This is a genomic window from Pseudomonas sp. TH43 (assembly GCF_016650635.1).
GTDB lineage: Bacteria > Pseudomonadota > Gammaproteobacteria > Pseudomonadales > Pseudomonadaceae > Aquipseudomonas.
In genome coordinates this window covers 797,371-820,129 of the sequence record NZ_JAEKFI010000001.1, presented here as the reverse complement: position 1 = coordinate 820,129, position 22,759 = coordinate 797,371, and the positions used below count along the sequence as shown (strand labels likewise).

Below are 22,759 nucleotides of genomic sequence, written 5' to 3'. Positions count from 1 at the left end.
GATCGGGCCAACTATCGGCGGATAACAACATGACCGATGGACCAGACCTTGATCGAACGACGCCAATTCAGCGGAGGCATGAAGGGGAAAAACCTCCGCTATCTGAATGAGCAATCGGCTGACACCCGCATGACGCGCACCGGTTTTCTGCTGCTCGAACACTTTTCGTTGCCGGCCTTCACCCAGGCGCTGGACACGATCATCACCGCCAACCTGTTGCGCGCCGAGCTGTTTGCGTCGCGCACGTTTGGCTTGAGCGAAGCTGAGGTGATCAGCGATCTGGGCCTGGTTATTCGTCCGGACGCACGGATTGATCTGGCGGCGTTGGATGATCTGGATCTGCTGGTGGTCTGCGGCGGTTACCGAACCGAGCTGAAGGCAACGGATGAGCTAACCAGCCTGTTGCGGGCGGCGGCGGAGCGGGGCGTGTCCCTCGCCGGTTTGTGGAACGGCGCGTGGTTTCTCGGGCGCGCCGGGTTGCTTGACGGCTATCGCTGCGCGATCCACCCGGAACATCGCCCGGCGCTCACCGAAATCGCCAAATCCACCCAGGTCAGCAGCGAGCCTTACGTGATCGATCGCGACCGGCTAACGGCGTCGGGCCCCTCTGGCGCTTTTCACATGGCGCTGGACTGGATCAAAGGCTTGCACGGCAAGGCGTTGGTCGAGGGCATCGAAGATATTCTGGCGTTCGAGGAATCGCGCTATCGGCGGATCAAACCGGATGAAAACATCTGCGTCAGTGCGCCGTTGCGCGAAGTCGTCAAGCTGATGGACGCCAATCTGGAAGAACCATTGGAGCTGGAGCAACTGGCGGTTTACGCCGGTCGTTCACGGCGTCAGTTGGAGCGCTTGTTCAAGGAGCAACTCGGCACCACGCCGCAGCGCTATTACCTGGAGCTGCGCATCACCGAAGCGCGACGCTTGCTGCAACACACCGAGTTGTCGCAGGTGGAAGTGCTGGTGGCGTGTGGCTTCGTTTCGCCAAGCCATTTCAGTAAATGCTACAGCTCGTATTTCGGCTATCGACCGTCGAAAGAAAAACGGCTGGTTAAATAACAAGCCGTCTATTAACCCGAGTTCAACACGGTTTCACACGTCGGCGTACCTCCCCCAAACACCCCGGTCAGTCCCCTCTCCCTCCGGGAGAGGGTTAGGGTGAGGGGCTCTGGATTCCTGATTTTGGCCCTCACACCAATGTGCGCAACTTCTTGCGCACTCAAATGTGGATAACCCTGTGGACACATCTCTCCAGGCCAAGTAATCCGTTCTGTACAGACGAGTGCGCAACTTCTTGCACACCACTGCGCAAGAAGTTGCGCACTTTTCTTTGTTTATTTTGGTTTAAACGACGTAGGAATGCGCTGGGTCCAGCTCAAAGCATTGATCCGAAAGGGCTTTGTGGTATCTGGCATGAAGTTTGATAGCTCATCGCCACTCTGATGGGCAATGGTGCCTGTCGAGTGAGTCTTTTTGAGCAAGGAGAGCATCCCCATGGCAACACCAGCGTACATGTCGGTTACCGGCGAAAAACAAGGCCTGATCACTGCAGGCGCCTTCACCGCCGACTCCGTTGGCAACACCTACCAGGAAGGTCATGAAGACCAGGTCATGGTTCAGGCATTCACCCACGACGTGATCATCCCGCGTGACCCGCAATCCGGTCAGCCAACCGGTCAGCGCGTACACAAGCCAGTTGTGATCACCAAGGTCTACGACAAGGCTTCGCCTCTGCTGCAAGCGGCGCTGACCTCGGGCGAGCGCATGAGCGAAATCGTTATCCAGTGGTACCGCACTTCGGCTCAAGGCACCCAAGAGCACTACTACACCACCAAACTGGAAGACGCGATCATCGTCGCCATCAACAACAAAATGCACAACTGCCAGGACCCGTCCAACGCGCACTTCACGCACCTGGAAGAAGTGCAATTCACCTACCGCAAAATCACCTGGACCCACGAAGTATCCGGTACTTCGGGTTCCGATGACTGGCGTGCTCCAGTCGTTTAATCACGGCTGATGGTTGTACCGCCCCGGCCGGCATCGCTGGTCGGGGCGCACTCACTTTTAAAGAATTTATCGCGTCAGATTCTTGCAATCTGAGGCGCGTCGCAGCACTGCGCAAGGAACAAGGGAATGTTCTCACCGGCCAATCAGCCTCATTTCAATCTGACCGTCGATGGCGTGGACAGCGATTTTCAAGTGCTGTCGTTCACCGGTCGAGAGGCACTCAATACCCCCTTCGAGTTCGAACTGGAACTGGTCAGCGAAAAGGCTTCGATCAACCTCGAAAGCGTGCTGCACAAACTGGCGTTTCTTCAGTTGTCGCCGAGCGGCAGCGGCATTCACGGGCTGGTCTACAGCATCGCCCAGGGCGAGGCGGGCAAGCGCCTGACGCGCTACAAGATCTCTCTGCGCCCGCAACTGGCGTACCTCGCGCACCGGGTCAACCAGCGCATCTTCCAGCAGATGACCGTGCAGCAGATCATCAGCAAGGTCCTGGAAGAACACGGCATCCTCGCCAGTGACTACCACTTCCAGCTCAGCGCAATTTATCCGGAACGGATCTACTGCGTGCAGTACGACGAGTCGGATCTGGATTTCATCCAGCGTCTGTGCGAAGAGGAGGGGATTCACTACCACTTCCAGCACACCGCCAGCGGCCACAAACTGACCTTCGGCGATGACCAGACGGTGTTCCCGAAACTCGCGCCGGTGGCCTATCAGCAGGATTCAGGACTGGTTGCCGACAAACCGGTGGTCAAGCGTTTCGGCCTGCGTCTGGCCACCCGCACCAGCCGCACCACGCGCCGCGATTACGACTTCGTCAAACCGAAAATCGAGCTGGAAAGCGATGCCAAAAGCAGCGCCCAGCCGGATCTGGAAGACTACGATTACCCGGGCCGTTTCGTTGACCGCGAGCGCGGCAAACACCTGGCCAATCGCGCCCTGGAACGCCATCGCAGTGACTACCGTCTGGCCGAGGGCAACAGTGATCAGCCGATTCTGGTCAGCGGGCATTTCCTCGCCCTGACCGACCACGCCAACCCGACGTGGAATGACCTGTGGCTGCTCACTGAAATTTTCCACGAAGGCAAGCAGCCGCAGGTGCTCGAAGAGTCGGTGACCAGCGACACCACCGACAACAAGGACGATTTCCATCAGGGTTATCGCAACCGCTTCAGCGCGATCCCGTGGGACGTGCCGTACCGTCCGCCACTTGATCACCCGAAACCAAAAGTCCTCGGCACACAAAGCGCGGTGGTTTGTGGCCCTGAAGGCGAAGAGATCTACTGCGACCAGTATGGCCGGGTGAAGGTGCAGTTCTTCTGGGATCGCGAAGGCAAGCACGACGACATGACCAGTTGCTGGATGCGCGTCGCATCGAGCTGGGCCGCCGAGACCTTTGGTTCGATCAATATTCCTCGGGTCGGCATGGAAGTATTGATCACCTTCCTGGAAGGCGATCCGGATCAACCATTGATCACCGGTTGCCTGTACCACGGCGCCAATCTGCCGCCGTACAAACTGCCGGATTTCAAGACCCTGGCCACGGTCAAGAGCAAGGAATACAAAGGCAGCCGCGCCAACGAACTGCGCATCGACGACACCACCAGCGAGATCAGTATTGCGCTGCGCAGTGACCACGGTGCGAGTGCGATCAACCTCGGTTATTTGACTCATCCGCGTCCAAGCGGCGGCCAGCCACGCGGCGAAGGTTTTGAACTGCGCACCGATCGCCACGGTGCCGTACGTGCCGCTGCCGGTTTGTTGATTACCACCGAGCCGCGCCCGAATGAATCCAAGCACCACAAGGATCTGCCGGAAACCGCCGAACGCCTCGCCACCGCCAGCGATCAGCAGGACGGCTTCGCGGTGCAGGCCAAGGAATTGCAAGCGCAGGAAGCGGGCGATCAGGACGACGTGGCCAAAGCGCTGCACGCCCAGCATCAAGGCGTGCTCGGCAGCGGCCCGGCCAACCTCACCGCCAACGAATTTCCGGAATTTACCGAGCCGCATCTGGTCCTCGCCAGCCCGGCCGGCATCGCCCTGACCACGCCGCGCTCCAGTCACATCGCCACTGGCGAACACCTGGCGCTGAGCAGCACCGGCCACACCAGCCTGTCGATCGGCAAACGCCTGCTGGCCAGTGCCAGTCGTGGCATGCGTCTTTTCGTGCAAAGCATGGGTTGGCGGCTGGTCGCAGCATCCGGCGACATTGACGTGCGTGCGCTGAAAGACAGCATCAACCTGCTGGCCAAGCTCAACATCACCGCTAACGCCGACCGCATCACCATCACCGCGAAAACCGAACTGGTGATTCAGGGCGGCGGCAGCGCCACGACCTACAACGCCGGTGGCATCACCCACGCCACCAGCGGCCCGTACACCGCGCACGCGGCGAATTTCGCCTACACCGGGGCGAAAAGTCTGGCCGGTGTATTCCCGGAACCGCCGAAACCGGGCAAGGGCAATCTGGAACTGTTCAACCAGTACGCTGGGCGTCAGGGCATCAAGGAAGGAGATTACGAAGTCATCGACGCCCTGGGCAAAAGCATCAAGGGCAAGCTCGACGGCAAAGGTTTCGCTAGCGTCGCGGGCGCCGCACCGGGGCCGGCGCGCGTGTTGTTCGGCAAGGATCCGGCGGACACCTGGAGCGATGGCAGCTACATCGGCAAACCGGAATGGCCGTTGAACCCGCCGGGGGCTGAAGAAGTGCCGAGCCAGGTGCAGGCGATGGTCGCGCAGGTCTTGCCGAGCAAGAGCTGGGACATGCTGGAGAAGGGCAAGGACATGGCACAAACAGGGATGAGTGCGGTGCAGACGGCGCAAGGTGCGATGCAAACAGCACAGCAAGTGAAAGGCGTGGTGCAGGGCGGTGTGGCCGGGTTGCCGAAGCTGGCGAGCGCTGCGATGCCGAGTGCGTCGGGGATTTTGGGGGCGGCGAACAAGTCCGGCAAGTTGCCGAGTCTGCCGGCGCCGACGATACCGAAATCCGTTGTTAAGACTCCAAGCCTACTGACTGGAGAAGTTTTGTCATGACCGATGCAGCCGGGCAAAAGCGTGAACCACAGGTCGCCGTTGTACCGTTGAACACTCTGGATGTGCAGGATGTTGGGCGCGGTGCGGCCCGATTTGATGCCTGGCTGCGATCTATCAGTGGCGATGTTGTTACGCTGGATCGTATCAAAGGTGTAGCTGGAGCGTTGCCTGTTGTCGGCAACATCATGGCGCTGGTTGATGCGCTTGGCGATATCGTGACCCTCGCCAAAAGCAAGCAGCGCGAACTACTCGATTGGGTGAGTTTGGGCATCAACCTGATTGGTGTATTACCCGCGCCTCCCACGATGGCTGCGGCGCGCATGAGCTTGCGTCCGACCTTGGTTCTAGTTCGTCAGGAACTGCGCAACAGCGCCAAAATGCTGTTGGGCGATTCAATGATCGAAGTATTGGTCGGTCATTTGAACGCGACCATCGTTGGTACGATTGATGACTTCGTAAAACAGGCGCAGGGCAAGCTGTCCGGCATTCTAGCCGATGCCGGCAAGCTGGGCGAAAGCGCTGTGACGGAAATCGCAAAGGGACTGGAGGCCGTTGTTAACGGCAAGCTTGATGCGAAGGGTGATGCTCGCGCCGCTGGCCAGAAAATCACGGCTGCCGGCAATCAGTTGCTCAATGATCCTAAAGCGGCCATCAGTAACATTTTTGGCGCCGCCTTCAGTGCTTACAAAGCCGTAGGTAAGGGCGTCGCCAACAGTGCAGCCAAGAACCTGCTTCCAGATCAGGCTAAAAAGCTGGTTTTGACGCATACCGGAACCTTGAGAGCCATGGGGCCTGAGATAAAAACCCAACTGAGCAAGTTGGGGGATCCAGGTACACGTCATTCGATTGGCTGGTTATTGCAAATGCTCAGCGGTGCCGTTTTGACGTGGCGCAAGCGCCGTGGGCATGGTCAGAGCGCGAGCGTCAAACCCAATGCGACCAGCAAGGCACAGCACAAGGCCGGGGAGGGTCAATTAGAGGCCTCCAGTCATCAAGCACCGGCCAAAGGTGCAGCCAATCCAAACAAGAACGTCGCTTGTACTGGTACCTGCCACAGTATTAGTTTTTCGCTGGGCTCAGAGCTTCTTCGTCATACCGATTTCAGTCTGCCCGGTGCTTTTCCAATCGAGTGGTCGAGAACCTATAACTCTCGATTGAATGCCTATGACCAAGGCTCATTGGGTGCACGCTGGGTAACCGAACTGAGTACACGCTTCGACTGCCGGGATGATGGTTTGGTCTTCTTTGGCTCGGATGGCAGAAGCCACGACTACCCACTTCCCAAGGTCGGACTGTTTCACTATGACCCTGTAGAGAACGTCACCCTGATCCGCAGCAGTGAAGATCAGTTGCTGTTGTGTCGCGGCTTCGAGCGCAAGGAAACCTACGTCCGTCATGGGCGTCGCTATCTGTTGGCTGGCGTTGTACTTCGTAACGGTGCCGGGATCATGCTTCATTACGAGCATCGTCACGGTGACGAATCGATCCTGTCAGACTTGATGACTTATCAGGACGAAGTCACTCAAGTGCTGTCGCATCTGGGGACGTTGATTGATGATCACGGACGCTTTACCGGTTTGTGGGAGATCAAGGATGGGGTGCCTCAGCGTCAACTGTGCAGTTATCAATACGACAGCTTCGGCGATCTGATCCTGGCCCAAGATGAGAATGGCGCCGTATGGTCGTATCAGTACGAGCACCACTTGATCACTCGCTATACCGATCGAACCGCCCGGGGCATGAACATCGAATGGCAGGGGCGTGGCGCCGACGCAAGAGCTATTCGGGAATGGGCTGACGATGGCAGCTTCGATACGCGTCTTGAGTGGGATGACAATATTCGTTTGACCTATGTGACGGACGCATACGGCAACGAAACCTGGCACTACTACGACATCCTTGGCTACACGTATCGCATCCGTCATTCAGATGAGCGCTCTGAATGGTTCTTCCGTGACGAGGCCAAAAATTTGGTTCGTCATGTTCATACGGATGGAACTACCGATCGCTTTAGCTACGACGCCCGCGGAAACATGGTTGAACACATCCGCCCGGATGATAGCGTCGAGTACTACGCTTTTGACGACCATGATCAACTGATCAAAATCAGTGACGCAGAAGGTGGTCAGTGGCAGAGAGGATATGACGATCACGGCAATCTTGTGGAGGCAATAGATCCTTTAGGCAACACGACGGAGTACGCCTATAACAAGGCCGGGTTGCCGGTGGCTATCAAAGATGCCAACGGCAATGAAAAAACAATCGAATACAACGACGCCGGTCAGCTGACCAAATACGTTGACTGTTCTGGCAAGGCCAGCGCATGGGAGTACGACGCGCGTGGCCAGATGATCTGCTTCACTGACGCCGCCGGGCAAAGCACCGAATACGAATACAGAAATGGTCAGTTGGTGCTGATCAAACATCCTGACAAAACAGAAGAGCGTTTCGAGCGGGACGCGGAGGGTCGATTGCTGGCGCACGTTGATGCACTGGGGCAATGCACGACTTGGAGTTATACCGCCGCAGGGTTCGTCAGTGAGCGTGTAGATGCCGCCGAGCAGACCTTGCGTTACAGCTGGGACCGCTTGGGGCGTCTGGTGGCCCTCGAGAACGAAAATGAACAGCGCGCCCACTTTCACTATGATCCGCTTGGCCGATTGTTGGAGGATAGGGGGTTTGATGGACGCACGACTCGCTATCAATACAATCCGGAAACCGGGCGCCTGGATAGCAAGTTCAATGGCCAGCGTGTCATCAAGTTCGAATTCGACTCCATGGGGCGGCTGACCGATCGTCGTGCAAACCTCGGTGGTGAGTCCCAAAGTGAAGCATATGCCTATGACGGAAATGGCCGTCTTGTCATGGCCAGCAACGGCAACAGTCGCCTGAACTGGTTTCATGATCCTGCCGGCAATCTTGTTCGGGAACACCAGCACTATCTGGATCTCGACAAGCCTCTTGTAGCTGTCTGGAAACATGAGTATGACGTTCTCAATCTACGCATAGCGACGGTTCGGCCAGACGGGCATAAGGTGAGCTGGCTGACTTACGGAAGTGGCCATCTTCTGGGATTGCGGCTGGACGATCATGATCTGATTGCATACGAGCGTGACGATCTGCACCGTGAAGTGGCACGCCATCAAGGTAACCAGCTGCTACAAACACAAAAGTGGGACCCGGCAGGGCGTCTTCAGGAGCAGCTACTGGGGCGCACTGACGACAAATCGACTCTACTCAAGCGCGAGTACAAGTACGATGCGGTGGGCCAGTTGACCGAGATTAACGACACTCGGCGCGGCCCATTGGCATACCGCTACGATCCGGTTGGCCGTCTCGTCAGTGCCGTCAGCCGACTAGGCATTGAAACATTTGCATTTGATCCGGCCAGCAATCTATTGGATGACGCGGTTACACAGGTTCGAAAACCGCTTGATCAGGACACACCGCGCAGCAAGTTGCTCGACAACCTCCTGCGTGAATATGCCGGTACTCACTATGAGTACGATGAGCGTGGCAATCTCATCCAGCGATGGCACAACGGAAGCTACAGCCGCATGCGCTGGGATCTGTTTGATCGAATGGTGAACTTCGACGATGCACGTTTGAGTGTCGATTTCGCTTATGACGCGTTGGGCCGGCGCCTGTACAAGAGCTCCAATGCTCATTACAAGGAGCGTCCAGAGGCAGGGTCTCAGTGGAATCACAACGAACGTGCTCGTAAACAGAGAGAGTTTGGCTGCGGATTCACTTTATTTGGCTGGGACGGAGATAACCTCGCGTGGGAAAGCAGTCCTGCTCAAGCAGATGGTGGAACGGGTCGAACAGTTCATTACGTCTATGAGCCTGGCACTTACATCCCGGTAGCCCAGGCTGTTTCCAACGGCCCGATTCAACTGTCAGGACTGCCCGATTATGTTGGCGACTACACACTAGACGACGATCCCCTGTGGAATCATCAGCCAACAGTACATGGTTTCGATGCCATTGCCTGGTACCAGTGTGATCGACTAGGTACACCATTAGAACTCACTGATCAGAATGGTGATATTGCCTGGAATGCTCACTACAAGGCATGGGGAGAGGTTCGTGAGCAAAGCTCCGCTCGAGCTCAACAGCTGGGATTGGCTAACCCGATACGTTTCCAAGGGCAATACCACGATGTCGAGACCGGCCTACATTACAACCGCCATCGCTACTACGACCCTAGTGTCGGTCGATTCATAAGCAAGGACCCGGTGGGTTATGCAGGTGGTTTGAACACCTACGCATACGCGCCCAACCCAACAGGCTGGGTTGACCCCCTAGGCTTGACGAATACCACCGACGGCACCGGGAAAACCGTTCCGGTGAGCAATTTGGGTATCCCCGACAAGAGTCAGTTTGATCCAAAACCGGGCATCACTCAGCCTTATGCTCGAAGTTCGGCGTGTGGGCCTACTGCGGCGCAAACTGCTTCGGTACAAGGCGCTCCTTGTGTGGTGTGTGGAACCGTGGCGCCTAAAATGGTTGCTGACCACAAAGATGCTTTGGTGGTGGAGTATTATCGAACGGGTACTAACGATGTGACGCATCAGTCCTCATTGTTGGCGGTGCAATCACATTGCCCCGTCTGCTCAAGGAAACAAGGTGGGCATGCATCATCGTATTCAAAATGTATGAAAACCAAGCTGGGGATCTGATTAATGCAAAAGGCTGAAGCTGTTTATCCGGACGAAGCGCAGAAAGAAATCTGTAGCAAGTATGGAATGCCTGTGCAACCGCCCGAAGAGATGGTCGCGGTTGCTATTGATTCGCTTGGCCAGTCGCCGATCTACGGCACAAGAGTGCAATTGCCCGAGGACGGCAATATCAGTTGGTTCATTCACTGCGGTGAGTACTCGGCGGCAGATGACTTTTACAAGCCTGTCCATGTTCACCACCTAAGTGAAATGTTGCCCCAGACTGTGAATTATCTTTGTCTGCCCACCGGCGCAAAATTCATCATCGATACAGCCGGCTATGAAGATGTCTGGATGGCTGAGTAAGAAATATTGAAGCCGGTTCACCACCGGTTTCACGTTTGATTGATCCCTCGGATCAATTTGGAGTTTCAGTGATCTGGTCAAAGGAGTGACACCATGAAAGACGCCATTCGCCTCGGCGACTCCACCACCCACGGTGGCAAAGTCCTCGAAGCCTTCTCCCGGACCGACCTCAACGGCAAGCCCATTGCCGGGGTCGGTCACAAAGTCAGTTGCCCATTGTGCAAAGGGATATTCCCTATTGCCGAGGGCAGCAGTACCTACACCGTCGATGGCACGCCCATCGCCCTCGACGGCATGAAAACCGCCTGCGGTGCTGCGTTGATTGCCAGTGGCCCGAAAGGGGCTGTCGTCAGCTAATCCGGATTTTTTCTTTGATGCGTGCCTCAGAGAGGCGGCTTTTTGTCGTCCTCTTGCTGAAGCCTTGACCTTTTTTCCTCCATGCCCGGGCCTTGTTGGCGGGTGAGATGCTGTGAATGACCACTGAAACTGCTGTCGCAAAACGTGAGCCCCAAGTCGCCATCGTTCCACTCAATGCCATCGATATTCAGGACGTCGCCAGCAGTGCGGCGACCTTCGATGCCTGGCTGCAATCGGCCAGCGGTGGTGTGGTCACCCTCGACCGGATCAAGAACGTCGCCGGTGCCTTGCCGGTGGTGGGCAACATCATGGCGCTGGTCGATGCGCTGGGTGACATCGTCACCTTGTCGAACGCCAAGCAGCGCGATTTGCTCGCGTGGGCCAGCCTTGGCATCAACCTGATCGGTGTATTACCTTTGCCTCCGGCGATGGCGGCAGCACGCATGACCCTGCGCCCGACGCTGTTTCTGGTGCGTCAGGAGATGAAGGCCAGCAGCAAATTGTTGCTCAGCACCTCCGTGATCGAAGTGCTGGTCGGTCACCTGAACGCCTCGATTATCGGCACGCTGGACGATTTTGTTGAACAGGCCAAAGGCAAGTTGCCCGGCATCCTCGCGGACGCTGGCAAGCTCGGTGAAGACGTCATCAACGAGATTGCCAAAGGCATCGAAGCGGTGGCTTTCGGCAATCTGGATGCCAAAGGTGATCTGAATGCGGCCAGCGCCCAGGCGAGCGCCGCAGTCGATCAATTCAAGAATGATCCGCTGGCCTCATTCAGCAATGTATTCGGAGCTGCCGCGAGTGCTTATAAAGCGGCTGGCAAGGGCCTGGCCAACAGCGTGGCGCAGAACCTCGTCCCTGACGACTTCAAAAAAACCGTTTCCGACGAAACCAAAAAACTGCGGACGATGGGTCCGGAGCTGCGCACGCAGTTGAGCAAACTCGACGATGAGTCGGTGCAGAACTCCATTGGCTGGTTGCTGCTGATCCTCTCCAGCGCCGTGACCCTGTGGCGCAAACGCAATGCTCATGGCCAGAGCGCCGCCGTCCATCCAGACAAGACCGGTCAGGCCAAGCACACGGCGTCCGATGGTCAATTGGGATCCAGCGGCCAACAAGCTCCGGCGAAAGGCGCGCCCGAGCCGAAGAAAAACTGCGCCTGTTCCAGTACCGGTCACAGCATCAGTTTTTCTTTGGGTTCGGAAAGCCTCAGCCATACCGATTTCAGCCTGCCCGGCCCATTTCCGGTCGAGTGGGCACGCACTTACAACTCACGCCTCGATGCCTACGATCACAGCGAACTCGGGGCTCGCTGGATCAACGAATTCACCACGCGTTTCGACTGCGTGGACGATGGCCTGACGTTCTACGGCGCCGATGGTCGCGACCACAGTTATCCGCTGCCCAAAGTCGGCCTGTTTCACTACGACGCGATCGAAAACATCACGCTGGTCCGTAACAGCGAAGATCAGTTGTTGCTGTGCCGTGGTTTCGAGCGCAAGGAAACCTACATCCGCCGTGGCCAGCGCTATGTGCTGACCAACATTTCCCTGCGCAACGGCGCCGGGATCATGCTGCATTACGAGCATCGTCACGGCGAACACTCGGTGCTCTCTGACCTGATCACCTATCAGGAAAACGACTTCAGCAAAGTGCATCTGCACCTCGGCACGATGATCGACGATCAGGGCCGGCTGATCGGTCTCTGGCAAATCGTTGACGGTGCTCCACTGCGACAACTCTGTGCCTACCAGTACGACGCCTATGGCGATCTGATTCAGGCGCAGGACGAGAACGGCGCAGTCTGGTCGTATCAGTACCAACATCACCTGATCACCCGTTACACCGACCGCACCGGCCGAGGCATGAATCTGCAGTGGGACGGCTCGGGCGCCAAGGCCAAAGCCATCCGCGAATGGGCGGACGACGGCAGCTTCGACACGCGTCTGGAGTGGGACGAAAACATCCGTCTGACCTACGTCACCGATGCGCTCGGCAACGAGACCTGGCACTACTACGACATCCTTGGCTACACCTATCGCATTCGCTACGCCGATGAACGTTCGGAATGGTTCTTCCGCGACGATGCGAAAAACATCGTGCGCCACGTCAATGCCGACGGCAGCACCGATCGCTACAGCTACGACGAGCGCAGCAACCTGCTCGAGCACATCCGCGCCGATCACACCGTGATGCACTACGCCTACGACGATCAGGATCTGCTGATCAAAATCCGCGATGCCGAGGGTGGTCAGTGGCAGCGTGTCTATGACGATCAGGGCAACCTGGTCGAAGCGCTCGATCCGCTCGGCAACAAAACCGAATACGCCTACAACAAGTCCGGCCAGCCCACCGCGATCAAGGATGCCAACGGCAACGAAAAGACCCTCGACTACAACGACGCGGGGCAACTGGTCGAGTACGTCGATTGCTCAGGCAAAACCAGCGCCTGGGAATACAACGAGCTGGGGCAGATGATCTGCTTCACCGACGCCGCCGGCAACGCCACCGAATACGAATACAAGGCCGGGCAACTGGTGCTGATCAAGCACCCGGACAAGACCGAAGAACGCTTTGAGCGCGACGCCGAAGGTCGCTTGTTGGCCCATGTCGATGGTCTTGATCGCTGCACCACCTGGAGCTATAGCGCGGCCGGTTTGATCGCCGAACGCGTCGATGCCGCCGAGCAGACCCTGCGCTATCGCTGGGACCGTCTCGGACGGCTAACGGCACTGGAAAACGAAAACGAGCAACGCGCGCACTTTCACTACGACCCGGTCGGACGCCTGCTCGAAGAGCGTGGCTTCGATGGTCGCAGCACGCGTTATCAGTACGACCCACTGACCGGACGCCTCGCGCAATCGATCAATGGCCAACGCGTCATCTCGTTGAGCTTCGACCCAATGGGCCGTTTGACTGAGCGTCGAGCGACCCTGGGCGACCAGTCGCAAAGCGAGACCTTCGCCTACGACGGCAACGGCAACATGGTGCTGGCCGACAACGCCGACAGCCGCCTGCAGTGGTTCCACGACCCGGCCGGCAATCTCCTGCGTGAACACCAACATTACCTCGGACTGGAAAAACCCACCGTCGCCATCTGGCAGCACGAGTACGACGTGCTCAACCAGCGTGTTGCCACCGTGCGCCCCGACGGCCACCGCGTCAGTTGGCTGACCTACGGCAGCGGCCACCTGCTCGGTCTGCGCCTGGACGACCACGAACTGATCGGTTACGAGCGCGACGACCTGCACCGCGAGGTCGCCCGCCATCAAGGCAACCACCTGCTGCAAACCCAGAGCTGGGATCCGGCCGGCCGTTTGCAAGAGCAACTGCTGGGCCGCAGCGACGACAAACCCACACTGCTCAAACGCGAATACACCTACGACGCCGCGGGCCAACTCACCGACATCAACGACAGCCGTCGTGGCCCACTCGCCTATCGCTACGATCCCGTCGGCCGACTGCTCAGCGCCACCACACGCCAAGGCGTGGAAACCTTCGCCTTCGACCCGGCCGGCAACCTGCTCGACGACAAAGCGACAGAGATTCGCCGCCCACTGGACCTGACCCCACCACGCAGCAAACTCGTTGATAACCTGCTGCGCGAATACGCTGGCAAGCATTACGACTACGACGAACGCGGCAACCAGATCCAGCGCTGGCACAACGGCCAACGCAGCGATCTGCGTTGGGACCTGTTTGATCGACTGGTGAATTTCGAAGACCCGCGCCTGAGCGTGGATTTCGCCTACGACGCGCTGGGGCGACGCCTGCACAAAAACTCCCGTGCCCACTACAAACAGCGGCCTGAAGCAGGTTCCCTCTGGAACAGAAACGAGCACGCACGCAAACAACGGGAGCTTGGCTGCGGCTTTACCTTGTACGGCTGGGATGGCGACAACCTCGCCTGGGAAAGCAGCCCGGCGCAGAGCGATGGCGAGCCGGGTCGCACGGTTCACTACGTCTTCGAACCGGGGACTTTTGTCCCTGTTGCACAGGCTGTACGGCACGCGCCAATCGATCTGATTGGGCTGCCGGATTATAGCGGTGAGTACAGTCTGGATGAGGACCCGTTGTGGAATCACAAGGCCACGGCATTACCGTTTGATGCGTTGGCCTGGTACCAATGTGATCACCTCGGTACCCCGCAAGAGCTGACTGATTCACAAGGCAACATGGCGTGGACCGCGCAGTACAAGGCGTGGGGGCAGGTGACGGAGCAGCGTTCGGAGTGGGCGCGGCAGCATGGTGTGATGAACCCGATACGGTTTCAGGGGCAGTATCACGATCATGAGACGGGGCTGCATTACAACCGGCATCGGTACTATGATCCGGGGGTTGGGCGGTTTATTAGTAAGGATCCAGTTAGCTACGTGGGCGGTTTGAATCTGTATGCTTATGCGCCTAATCCTCTTAGCTGGCTCGATCCACTTGGTTTGACGAAGTCGCCAAATGGTGCGGGGCGAAAACCTACGTCTGATAAACCAAATCAAAACTCCAAATGCCCGTGCAGGAAAAAATGGGAAGTTAATCGGTATGATCGAGTTTGTGAGGGGAACGTGGCTGGCGTTGGTTACGCGAAGTACCATCACGACACTAAAACCGACACATGGTGGTCGGAGGATAAAACGGGTCATGGTGAAAGTGCGTGGAAGGTCTACGACCAAAAAGGAGTATGGATTGCTGACGCTGATACCTACGGTGACTACATGAGCAAACATAAGAGTGAGACAGGGAAAAATATAAACTTTAAATCTTTGAAGTGTAAGGATGCAAAATGATTACGTCTGCTGAAGAATTTGTGGCGTTGCGCGATAGTGCAATCAAAATCGATTATGATCGAGCAGCAATGGAAGAAGCTCCTCTTTCAGTATGGCGCGAAGTAATTGAAAGATTTCCTGAGCATAGAAGATGGGTAGCGCACAATAAAACAGTGCCACTGGAGATTCTTGAAGAGCTGTGTGCGTTCGATGTCAGTGTCCGACGTTTCGTTGCATCCAAGCGAAAATTATCACATGCATTGTTCAAGCGACTTTCCCTGGATCCCTGCTCTGTTGTGAGAGGTGCAATAGCTGCAAATAGAAAAACACCTATTGAAATTCTTGAAAAGCTGCTCAATGATGAAAGCGAGAACGTCGCAAGAGTGGCGGAGTGTAACTACAAAGAAAGAAAGCCTTGATTGTGCGGGCTTGAGGTTAATCTTGCGGGAGCATAAAGGGGTGGATCATGTTTTCAAAAACTAACAAGCACGGTTTGCCCCTAACAAGATCGGCGGGAATTGCCCCGCGTGAAGTTTTTTTAAAATCTTGGAATGATTTTTCACCCTTCTGACGAGAATTCAATAGTGCTAATTCCCAAAAACTTGAGAGTCATTTTTTCATTTGATGATATGTTTTTTTACGGAGATATACTCAAAAGATGAGAAGCTATGGTGTCGCTGCTCAGGTAGACCAAGCCGAGCCTAGAGCACCAAAGTCATGAAAGGGAAAAAGACGAAAAGGATAAGGTGTGTGAACTTGTTATATTTGGAAGTCCATCTTACATCGAAAATCTGGTTGTTGAGTGGGCTGAAAAGTTGGTGGTGTTTGATGCCGCCGACACGTTTGAGGCAGACGCGTGCCTGACATTCCAGATTCAGTCTCGGCGGAGCGAGGTATTGACGTTCATATATGATCCAAAGCCTGATACTTCTCTCTTGATTCATGTTATCAAGCCTCTTGCTTGATATGCCGTTTCAGGAAGGATGGAATAATGGGGACGGATTTATTTTTGCATCATTTTTGCTTTATATAAAACGGTCATCTTTAACGGTGGGTGATCCATCTGTATGAATACGGTCCGAACTCCACCGCATTAAAGGGATCATGCCGGGATTCCAGAATGGCTCACAACCAAGACGCACAAGTGATTGACGCCCTGGAAGAACAACTGCTTCAGGACGGTGTTTCTTTTGACAGGCTTAGGCGTCACCTAGCCAATTTTTTACTAGAGTTGATAATTAAGGGGAAGCTAGGGACCATTTCAGCCGAGAATTTACAAACGATCACCCTGGCTCTATCAGAAGCCATATCACGGGAATGCATTGACAGGGAAGATACTTGTTTAAAGAATATTATCGCTCTGCTATGTGCTATTGAGGCGCAGTGCGAAACTCCCAGCTCCGAAACTTACATCATGGCTAAATGCTCTCTTTTTTGCTTTGGAACTCTAGGGGGTTGGGGGGAAGAAGATTCAGATGATTTAACACCAATTTATTTGTATTTCGTCATGTTGAAAAAGATATTTCCTGATGTTCGACAGGATTTTGTACGGTTTTTTCAGGAGCTACTGAATGAAAAGAGTTAGTTACTGGCAAAGCATTTTTGGAGTAGAGAAAAATTTTTGATGCCTACCTGAGTAACAAAGACAGCTATTTCCAGCTAGAGCAGGTTTTTTATAAATTCTTTTATCTAGAGGTTCAGAAAAACGAAGTCGCTAGTGAAGTATTCAAGGCGCCTTTTTACAATACATTCTTTTCAAACGGCACGCCGTTCATGGACGGAAATCCGATTTTTTCTGTAAGAAATGAGGTAAATGGTCAGATTCTTAGAATTGTATTAGACGAGGAGGTCGATGAGGTTTTCTCGTACAACGACAAGGAAGCGGGATGTGAGCTTGTTATATTTGGAAAACTATCCTTGATGGATGAAATAAAGAAAATGATTTCCACATGGGTCAGGGCGCAATAACACTTCTATAATCCCTCAGGGCGCACCGTTTTTTGATGTTTATAAAGCGTGAGCCCTGGGGTTCAAGTTATGAAGAGTCTTAGATACTTCACCATTCATGGCGCTTCAGTCGATTGTGGCTGTCCGAGGGAGGTCGCGTGGATCATGAGTTATGAATACAAATTGGTGTTAGACGACAACTCTACAGCCCGGCATGTCATCGACGTAATTGAATCCAGTAGTGCTTGTGTTTACGCGGAAGACGGTGATCTTTATTTAAAGGATTACTCGTTGAATAGCAGTGGAGCTTACGATGCTCGTCTCATTTATGGGGATGATGAATCCCTGTGGCTCCAAGTGAATTTCCAATCAGCAGAACTTTACACCCTATTTAAAACAGCACTAAAGGGAAGAAATTTCAGGTGTCTTGAGGATGGGGGCGAGAATGAAGAGGTTGGCTTAAATGAGGCCTTCCGTGTGTAGGTTGACTCTCGGTCAAGTTGCAGCGGAATAGTCACGTTTTAATCTCTAAAAGCCCACGAAATTTATCAGGGGCAGGCCACGTTTTTGAGGATTGATTAAACGTAACCTGCCTCTGAGAATTTTTAAGGGGCGGATCACGTTTTTAATACTGTTTAAATCCAGTCTATCCCTTATAAATTCCCGCGCAGCAACTGGTCGACAATATACTGCACGAATACGCCGGCACGCATTACGACTACGATGAACGCGGTAACCAGATTCAGCGCTGGCACAACGGCCAACGTTCCGATATGCGTTGGGACCTGTTTGATCGACTGGTGAATTTCGAAGACCCGCGCCTGAGCGTGGATTTCGCCTACGACGCACTGGGACGCCGCCTGCACAAAAACTCGCGCGCGCATTACAAGCAACGTCCAGAAGCAGGCTCTCTCTGGAACAGAAACGAGCACGCACGCAAACAACGCGAGCTTGGCTGTGGCTTCACCTTATACGGCTGGGATGGCGACAACCTCGCCTGGGAAAGCAGCTCGGCGCAGAGCGATGGCGAGCCGGGTCGCACGGTGCACTACGTCTTCGAACCGGGGACTTTTGTCCCTGTTGCACAGGCTGTACGGCACGCGCCAATCGATCTGATTGGGCTGCCGGATTATAGCGGTGAGTACAGTCTGGATGAGGACCCGTTGTGGAATCACAAGGCCACGGCATTACCGTTTGATGCGTTGGCCTGGTACCAATGTGATCACCTCGGTACCCCGCAAGAGCTGACTGATTCACAAGGCAACATGGCGTGGACCGCGCAGTACAAGGCGTGGGGGCAGGTGACGGAACAGCGTTCGGAATGGGCACGGCAGCATGGCGTGATGAACCCGATACGTTTTCAGGGGCAATATCACGATCATGAGACGGGGCTGCATTACAACCGGTATCGGTACTATGATCCCACAGTAGGGCGGTTCATCAGTAAGGATCCGCTCAGTTACGATGCCGGGTTGAACCTTTATCAGTACGCACCGAATCCGATAGGTTGGACCGATGCTTTGGGACTGTCTCGAAAAGGCACTACATCTGGCTCCAAAAAAACCAACACTGCCGAGGGTGCAGCAGACGCTGCGGTAGCAGGAGGGAAAACATCTGGGGCGGCATCTGAGTTCCGCCAAGGAGACCATGTTATTACGGGTGTAAGCGGTGAAAAAGTGCCGCATAATTCCCAGGTAACAGCGGGGCTGATGGGTACGCCAGCAGATAAACGCGCCCAATGGCACGGCGGATGCGCCGAGGTGGTTTGCTTGGATAAAGCTATGAATGCAGGTATTGATCCTGCTGGAGGAACCATTCGGACCGTTAATATTGGTGGCTCCGGAAATGGTCATGGCACAAATAAGGCTCCCTGCTCCTCGTGTGCCGACCTTTTACAACATTTCAAGGTTAACGTCGTATGAATCAAATTGATTTTAAGAAATATAACGTTGGCGCGATTATTCGGCCATCTGACAATCGCGAAGCGCTCAAGCAGCAGATCGGATTTTTGGTCAAGGTTGTGGATGCTTTGGATATCAAATTCTCTGATTGTGAGAATGATCCTTTGCGTCTTGCTAAAGACTATGTGGAAGGCAAGATCCCAATTGAAGTCTGTAAGGCCGAGGCTTCGGTTTGGTGGGCGAAAATCGATGAGATAGGCGCAATACGTGACTTTCAAGATAAGGACGTATTACTGGCGCGGCTAGCTATCTGCCTGCTGTCAAATGATGAAGATGATGTTTCTGTAATGGGAGATAATCTTTCATGGTTTTTTGAGGTGCTGGGATTCTTGAAAGTTGATATGACAATGCCAATGAGAATGATGATTGAGTATTTTGAATTTAAATGAAATTTAAGTTCGCTAGGCAAGGATCAGTGTAGTGGCACTGTGAGGCGAAACTTGCCGCTGACGCCTAAAGGAATAAGGAGGTGTGGAGGGCAATGGCGTCAGCTGGTCAGAATTAGGCTTCGGTTCGATGACTGTGTAGAGATTGTCGAGATCCCTCGTATTTCTCTCCGGTGAGGTGCGAGACTACGGACGTTCCCGACAGCTTGCGCCACCGGATTTCAGCCACGATTGGACATATATTCTTAAAAAGGCGAGCCAGTGCGATGCGCTGTCGCGTTTTATGCTGCGCGCCTATTTAAGTAGCGTTGAATTGATACTGTTCAAGCACCCGGACAAAACCGAAGAGCGCTTTGAGCGTGACGCCGAAGGCCGGTTATCGTCCCACGTCGACGGTCTCGATCGCTGCACCACGTGGAGCTACAGCGCTGCCGGTTTGATCGCCGAACGTGTCGATGCTGCCGAGCAGACCCTGCGCTATCGCTGGGACCGTCTCGGACGACTAACGACACTGGAAAACGAAAACGAACAACGTGCGCACTTCCACTACGACCCGGTCGGTCGCCTGCTTGAGGAACGCGGTTTCGACGGCCGCAGCACGCGCTATCAGTACGACCCACTCACCGGACGCCTCGCGCAATCGATCAATGGCCAACGTGTCATCTCGTTGAGCTTCGACCCGATGGGCCGTTTGACCGAGCGTCGCGCCACCTTGGGCGACTAGTCGCAAAGCGAAACTTTCGCCTATGACGGCAACGGCAACCAGGTGCTGGCCGATAACGCCGATAGCCGTCTGCAATGGTTCCACGATCCGGCCAGCAATCTGCTGCGCGAGCACCAGCATTACCTAGGACTGGAAAAGCCCACCGTCGCAATCTGGCAGCACGAGTACGACGTGCTCAACCAACGAGTCGCCAGCGTGCGCCCCGACGGCCACCGGGAAGCCAACAGTCGCAAAGGGGAAGTGCTGACGGAAGGTAAATACCAGAAACTGGAGGCCAACTTGCCATCGGACCTGACGTTCAAGCAGTGATGCGAACAGACGGATCAAGGCATGCGCGAGGGATTGAAAAACGTCGGGCTGATCGGGGGGGATCTGACTGGCCGGACACCAAAGACGCTCGCCGGCATTTCTCGGGGACAGATCACGTTTTTGAATATTTTTAAGCGTGGTTTGTCCTTAGTAAGAATCTGGAAAGAGTTCCAGTCTGATTGCGAGTGGTCCAAAGAGGGTAGTGATTAGCTGATCCCGGATGCGCAGTTCAAGTCGAATACCACCGGATGGCCGGACAGGTTCGATGGTGATGCTACAAGAGTAAATCGACAACTATCCTGACACCGGATGCCGCCAAAACAGCCGATAGCCAAGCTTTCAGCCCCCCGAAAAAGTGGGCGAGGGATTCACTATCGTCGCAGTGCTTAAACACGATTCTGCAAACACGTTTAATTTACACCAACTGTTACGCCATAAAGGCTACAACACCTTGTGCCGTTGCCTACGCATACGCCAGAATCCGCCGGCTTGTGCGCTTGCCCCTCGGGCTCTATCGTTGACCTGCCACTGCCCATCAGTGGTCGGGTTTAGTAGCTCGGATAGAATTAGTAAGCGCACGAGTCCCATTCAGTCAGGTAAGTCTTTTCTTGCACTTGATGGTGGTTGTGCGCAGGGCGCTCTCGGGCGCGCCGGTTTTGCTAATTCCACCGGTCTACTAACCTGCGCACAGCTGCCACCCTTCTTTTAGTAGAGAAGGGGCGCGGCCCTACTTTTGGAATTAGATAAATGTTCAAAGTAACGCCCAACCCACCAGAAACCGACCCAATCCCCTACGACGCCGCTCTCGAACCTCAGAACATAAAAGAGGCCACAGAACGCGCAATCAACTTTTACCTCAATCCCTCAGCACTAAAGACCTCAATCCCCACCCGCAAGACCGGCAGGATCTACCTCATCGACCCGACGGTCGATGACGAAACGCTGCTCGTTTAGGCGACTGAAACCTTGTCTTCTGCCAGTGACATGGCGCGTGAGCTTGCCGATTCGATAGACATTTCGCAGCGTCGAAAGATGCTGATCCTGCAACAGGTGATCATGCTCAGTGAGCTGGTCGTGGGCCGAGTCCTGGACAACCAGCGCTTGCCGCACTAGTCGCGGTGTAGATGGGTGAGGGGGCGTGCCCCCTCATTGCACGGAAGCGTCCGCGAACGCTTTCTATCCAGGAACCTGAACCGGTTCTTGTTGGAGCTTCAGCTGATGTCCAAGACACCCGAACCACCGATCACCGATCCGGCGTCCCCGTACGCATCGCCCAATTCACGAAAGCTCCACGAAGCGGCCGAGCGTGCGCTTGATCATTACCTGTTGCCTGCCGCGATCGTGGCCACACCCTACACGCCCAACGCTCTGTTCATGGCCAATCCGCACGCAGACACTGAGTCGTTGTTGACCAACGCTTGCGGCTCCTTGGCGTCCGCCTCGGTCATGCTCGGCAATTTTGCCGGGATGCTGGAGGGATCAAACCGCCATACGCTGCTGGGCATTGCGCAAGTGGTCATGTTGGGAGAGTTGGCGGTGAACAAGGCGTTGGATCTTGTTGTGCCAACCGAGTAATTACGCACGTTAGTGGGTTTGTGGGTGTCTGGTCGGGCCTCATCGCGAGCAGGCTCACTCCTACATTTGGAATGCGTTCTCCTGTAGGAGTGAGCCTGCTCGCGATGACGCCAGTTCAGGCAAAGAATCTGCAGAACCACCGAGCTTCGTTTGCTTGATCTTCAGCGCGTCCATGAAATCAAAGACGTCGCTGGCCAGCGCTCCCAATTTATCCCTCAAACCGTGGGTGCATTTGAGCGCCGGGACTTGTCTGGCCTGTGTCGAAGTGGGGCGTTGTTGAGTGTCGCTGTATCGCGGCGGGGTTGGTACACAGTGTGATGCACGGCGCGAAACGGCCTGATCCTTGGCCTGAATCGGCCAAAAATAATAAGTGGCTGTTTTAAAACAAAAAATATTTCAATTCGTGCTTCACAAACCAAACTAATGTTGGTAAATTACGCCCCGTTCTCGCAGCGATCCTCACGGAGCCGCTGACAAGAGCTGTAGGGGCGTCGCCAAGCGGTAAGGCAGCAGGTTTTGATCCTGCCATGCGTTGGTTCAAATCCAGCCGCCCCTGCCATATTCGAAAAAACGCCAACTTCGCAAGAAGTTGGCGTTTTTTTATGCCTGCGATTTGGCCTGGCAGAGCAGGGATGGCCTGCGCGGCGCCGAGGCACCGCGCAGGCTCTGC

12 protein-coding genes, 1 tRNA gene and 3 pseudogenes are annotated in these 22,759 nt (G+C 55.1%); all 16 read left to right on the top strand.

Annotation, left to right across the window (positions count from 1 at the left end):
* The first annotated feature begins 36 nt into the window (after window positions 1-36).
* The 16 genes and pseudogenes from JFT81_RS03510 (at window position 37) to JFT81_RS03435 (ending at window position 22,648) form a co-directional block, all read left to right on the top strand.
* Window positions 37-1,059: a GlxA family transcriptional regulator gene (locus JFT81_RS03510; RefSeq protein ID WP_201226128.1), complete on the top strand. Its 1,023-nt coding sequence runs from the start codon at window positions 37-39 to the stop codon at window positions 1,057-1,059.
* Window positions 1,060-1,494: 435 nt separating this feature from the next.
* A complete protein-coding gene (locus JFT81_RS03505; RefSeq protein WP_007958075.1) occupies window positions 1,495-2,010 on the top strand; it encodes an Hcp family type VI secretion system effector in 516 nt (171 codons plus the stop codon).
* 126 nt (window positions 2,011-2,136) lie between these two features.
* On the top strand, window positions 2,137-5,043 hold the full coding sequence (tssI, locus tag JFT81_RS03500) for a type VI secretion system tip protein TssI/VgrG (RefSeq protein WP_201226127.1): 2,907 nt from the start codon (window positions 2,137-2,139) through the stop codon (window positions 5,041-5,043).
* Window positions 5,040-9,725 carry an RHS repeat-associated core domain-containing protein gene (locus JFT81_RS03495; RefSeq protein WP_201226126.1) on the top strand — a complete coding sequence of 1,562 codons (4,686 nt, stop codon included), beginning with the start codon at window positions 5,040-5,042 and terminating at the stop codon, window positions 9,723-9,725. Before tssI ends, JFT81_RS03495 begins: the two co-directional genes overlap by 4 nt.
* Before the next feature lie 3 nt (window positions 9,726-9,728).
* Window positions 9,729-10,070 carry a hypothetical protein gene (locus JFT81_RS03490; protein ID WP_201226125.1) on the top strand — a complete coding sequence of 114 codons (342 nt, stop codon included), beginning with the start codon at window positions 9,729-9,731 and terminating at the stop codon, window positions 10,068-10,070.
* 93 nt (window positions 10,071-10,163) lie between these two features.
* Window positions 10,164-10,427, top strand: a complete 264-nt coding sequence (locus JFT81_RS03485) for a PAAR domain-containing protein (protein WP_011333757.1) — start codon at window positions 10,164-10,166, stop codon at window positions 10,425-10,427.
* 116 nt (window positions 10,428-10,543) lie between these two features.
* Entirely contained in the window at window positions 10,544-15,208 is a 4,665-nt protein-coding gene (locus JFT81_RS03480; protein WP_242485550.1) for an RHS repeat-associated core domain-containing protein, read from the top strand.
* Window positions 15,205-15,606: a hypothetical protein gene (locus JFT81_RS03475; protein ID WP_201226124.1), complete on the top strand. Its 402-nt coding sequence runs from the start codon at window positions 15,205-15,207 to the stop codon at window positions 15,604-15,606. Before JFT81_RS03480 ends, JFT81_RS03475 begins: the two co-directional genes overlap by 4 nt.
* Before the next feature lie 701 nt (window positions 15,607-16,307).
* Complete coding sequence (locus JFT81_RS03470) at window positions 16,308-16,772, top strand: hypothetical protein (RefSeq protein WP_201226123.1); 465 nt, start codon at window positions 16,308-16,310, stop codon at window positions 16,770-16,772.
* A gap of 527 nt (window positions 16,773-17,299) precedes the next feature.
* A complete protein-coding gene (locus JFT81_RS03465) occupies window positions 17,300-17,617 on the top strand; it encodes a hypothetical protein (protein WP_201226122.1) in 318 nt (105 codons plus the stop codon).
* Window positions 17,618-17,805: 188 nt separating this feature from the next.
* A pseudogene (locus JFT81_RS03460) lies at window positions 17,806-19,056 on the top strand (RHS repeat-associated core domain-containing protein); the annotation flags it as partial.
* Window positions 19,053-19,484, top strand: a complete 432-nt coding sequence (locus JFT81_RS03455) for a hypothetical protein (protein ID WP_201226121.1) — start codon at window positions 19,053-19,055, stop codon at window positions 19,482-19,484. The pseudogene JFT81_RS03460 and the gene JFT81_RS03455, both read left to right, overlap by 4 nt.
* Window positions 19,485-19,794: 310 nt before the next feature.
* Window positions 19,795-20,418, top strand: a pseudogene (locus tag JFT81_RS03450) (RHS repeat protein); the annotation flags it as partial.
* Window positions 20,419-21,261: 843 nt separating this feature from the next.
* Window positions 21,262-21,627: pseudogene (locus JFT81_RS03445) on the top strand (hypothetical protein).
* Window positions 21,628-21,732: 105 nt separating this feature from the next.
* Complete coding sequence (locus JFT81_RS03440; RefSeq protein WP_201226120.1) at window positions 21,733-22,089, top strand: DUF6124 family protein; 357 nt, start codon at window positions 21,733-21,735, stop codon at window positions 22,087-22,089.
* 484 nt (window positions 22,090-22,573) lie between these two features.
* Window positions 22,574-22,648: transfer RNA gene (locus JFT81_RS03435), tRNA-Gln, on the top strand.
* Window positions 22,649-22,759 lie beyond the last annotated feature (111 nt).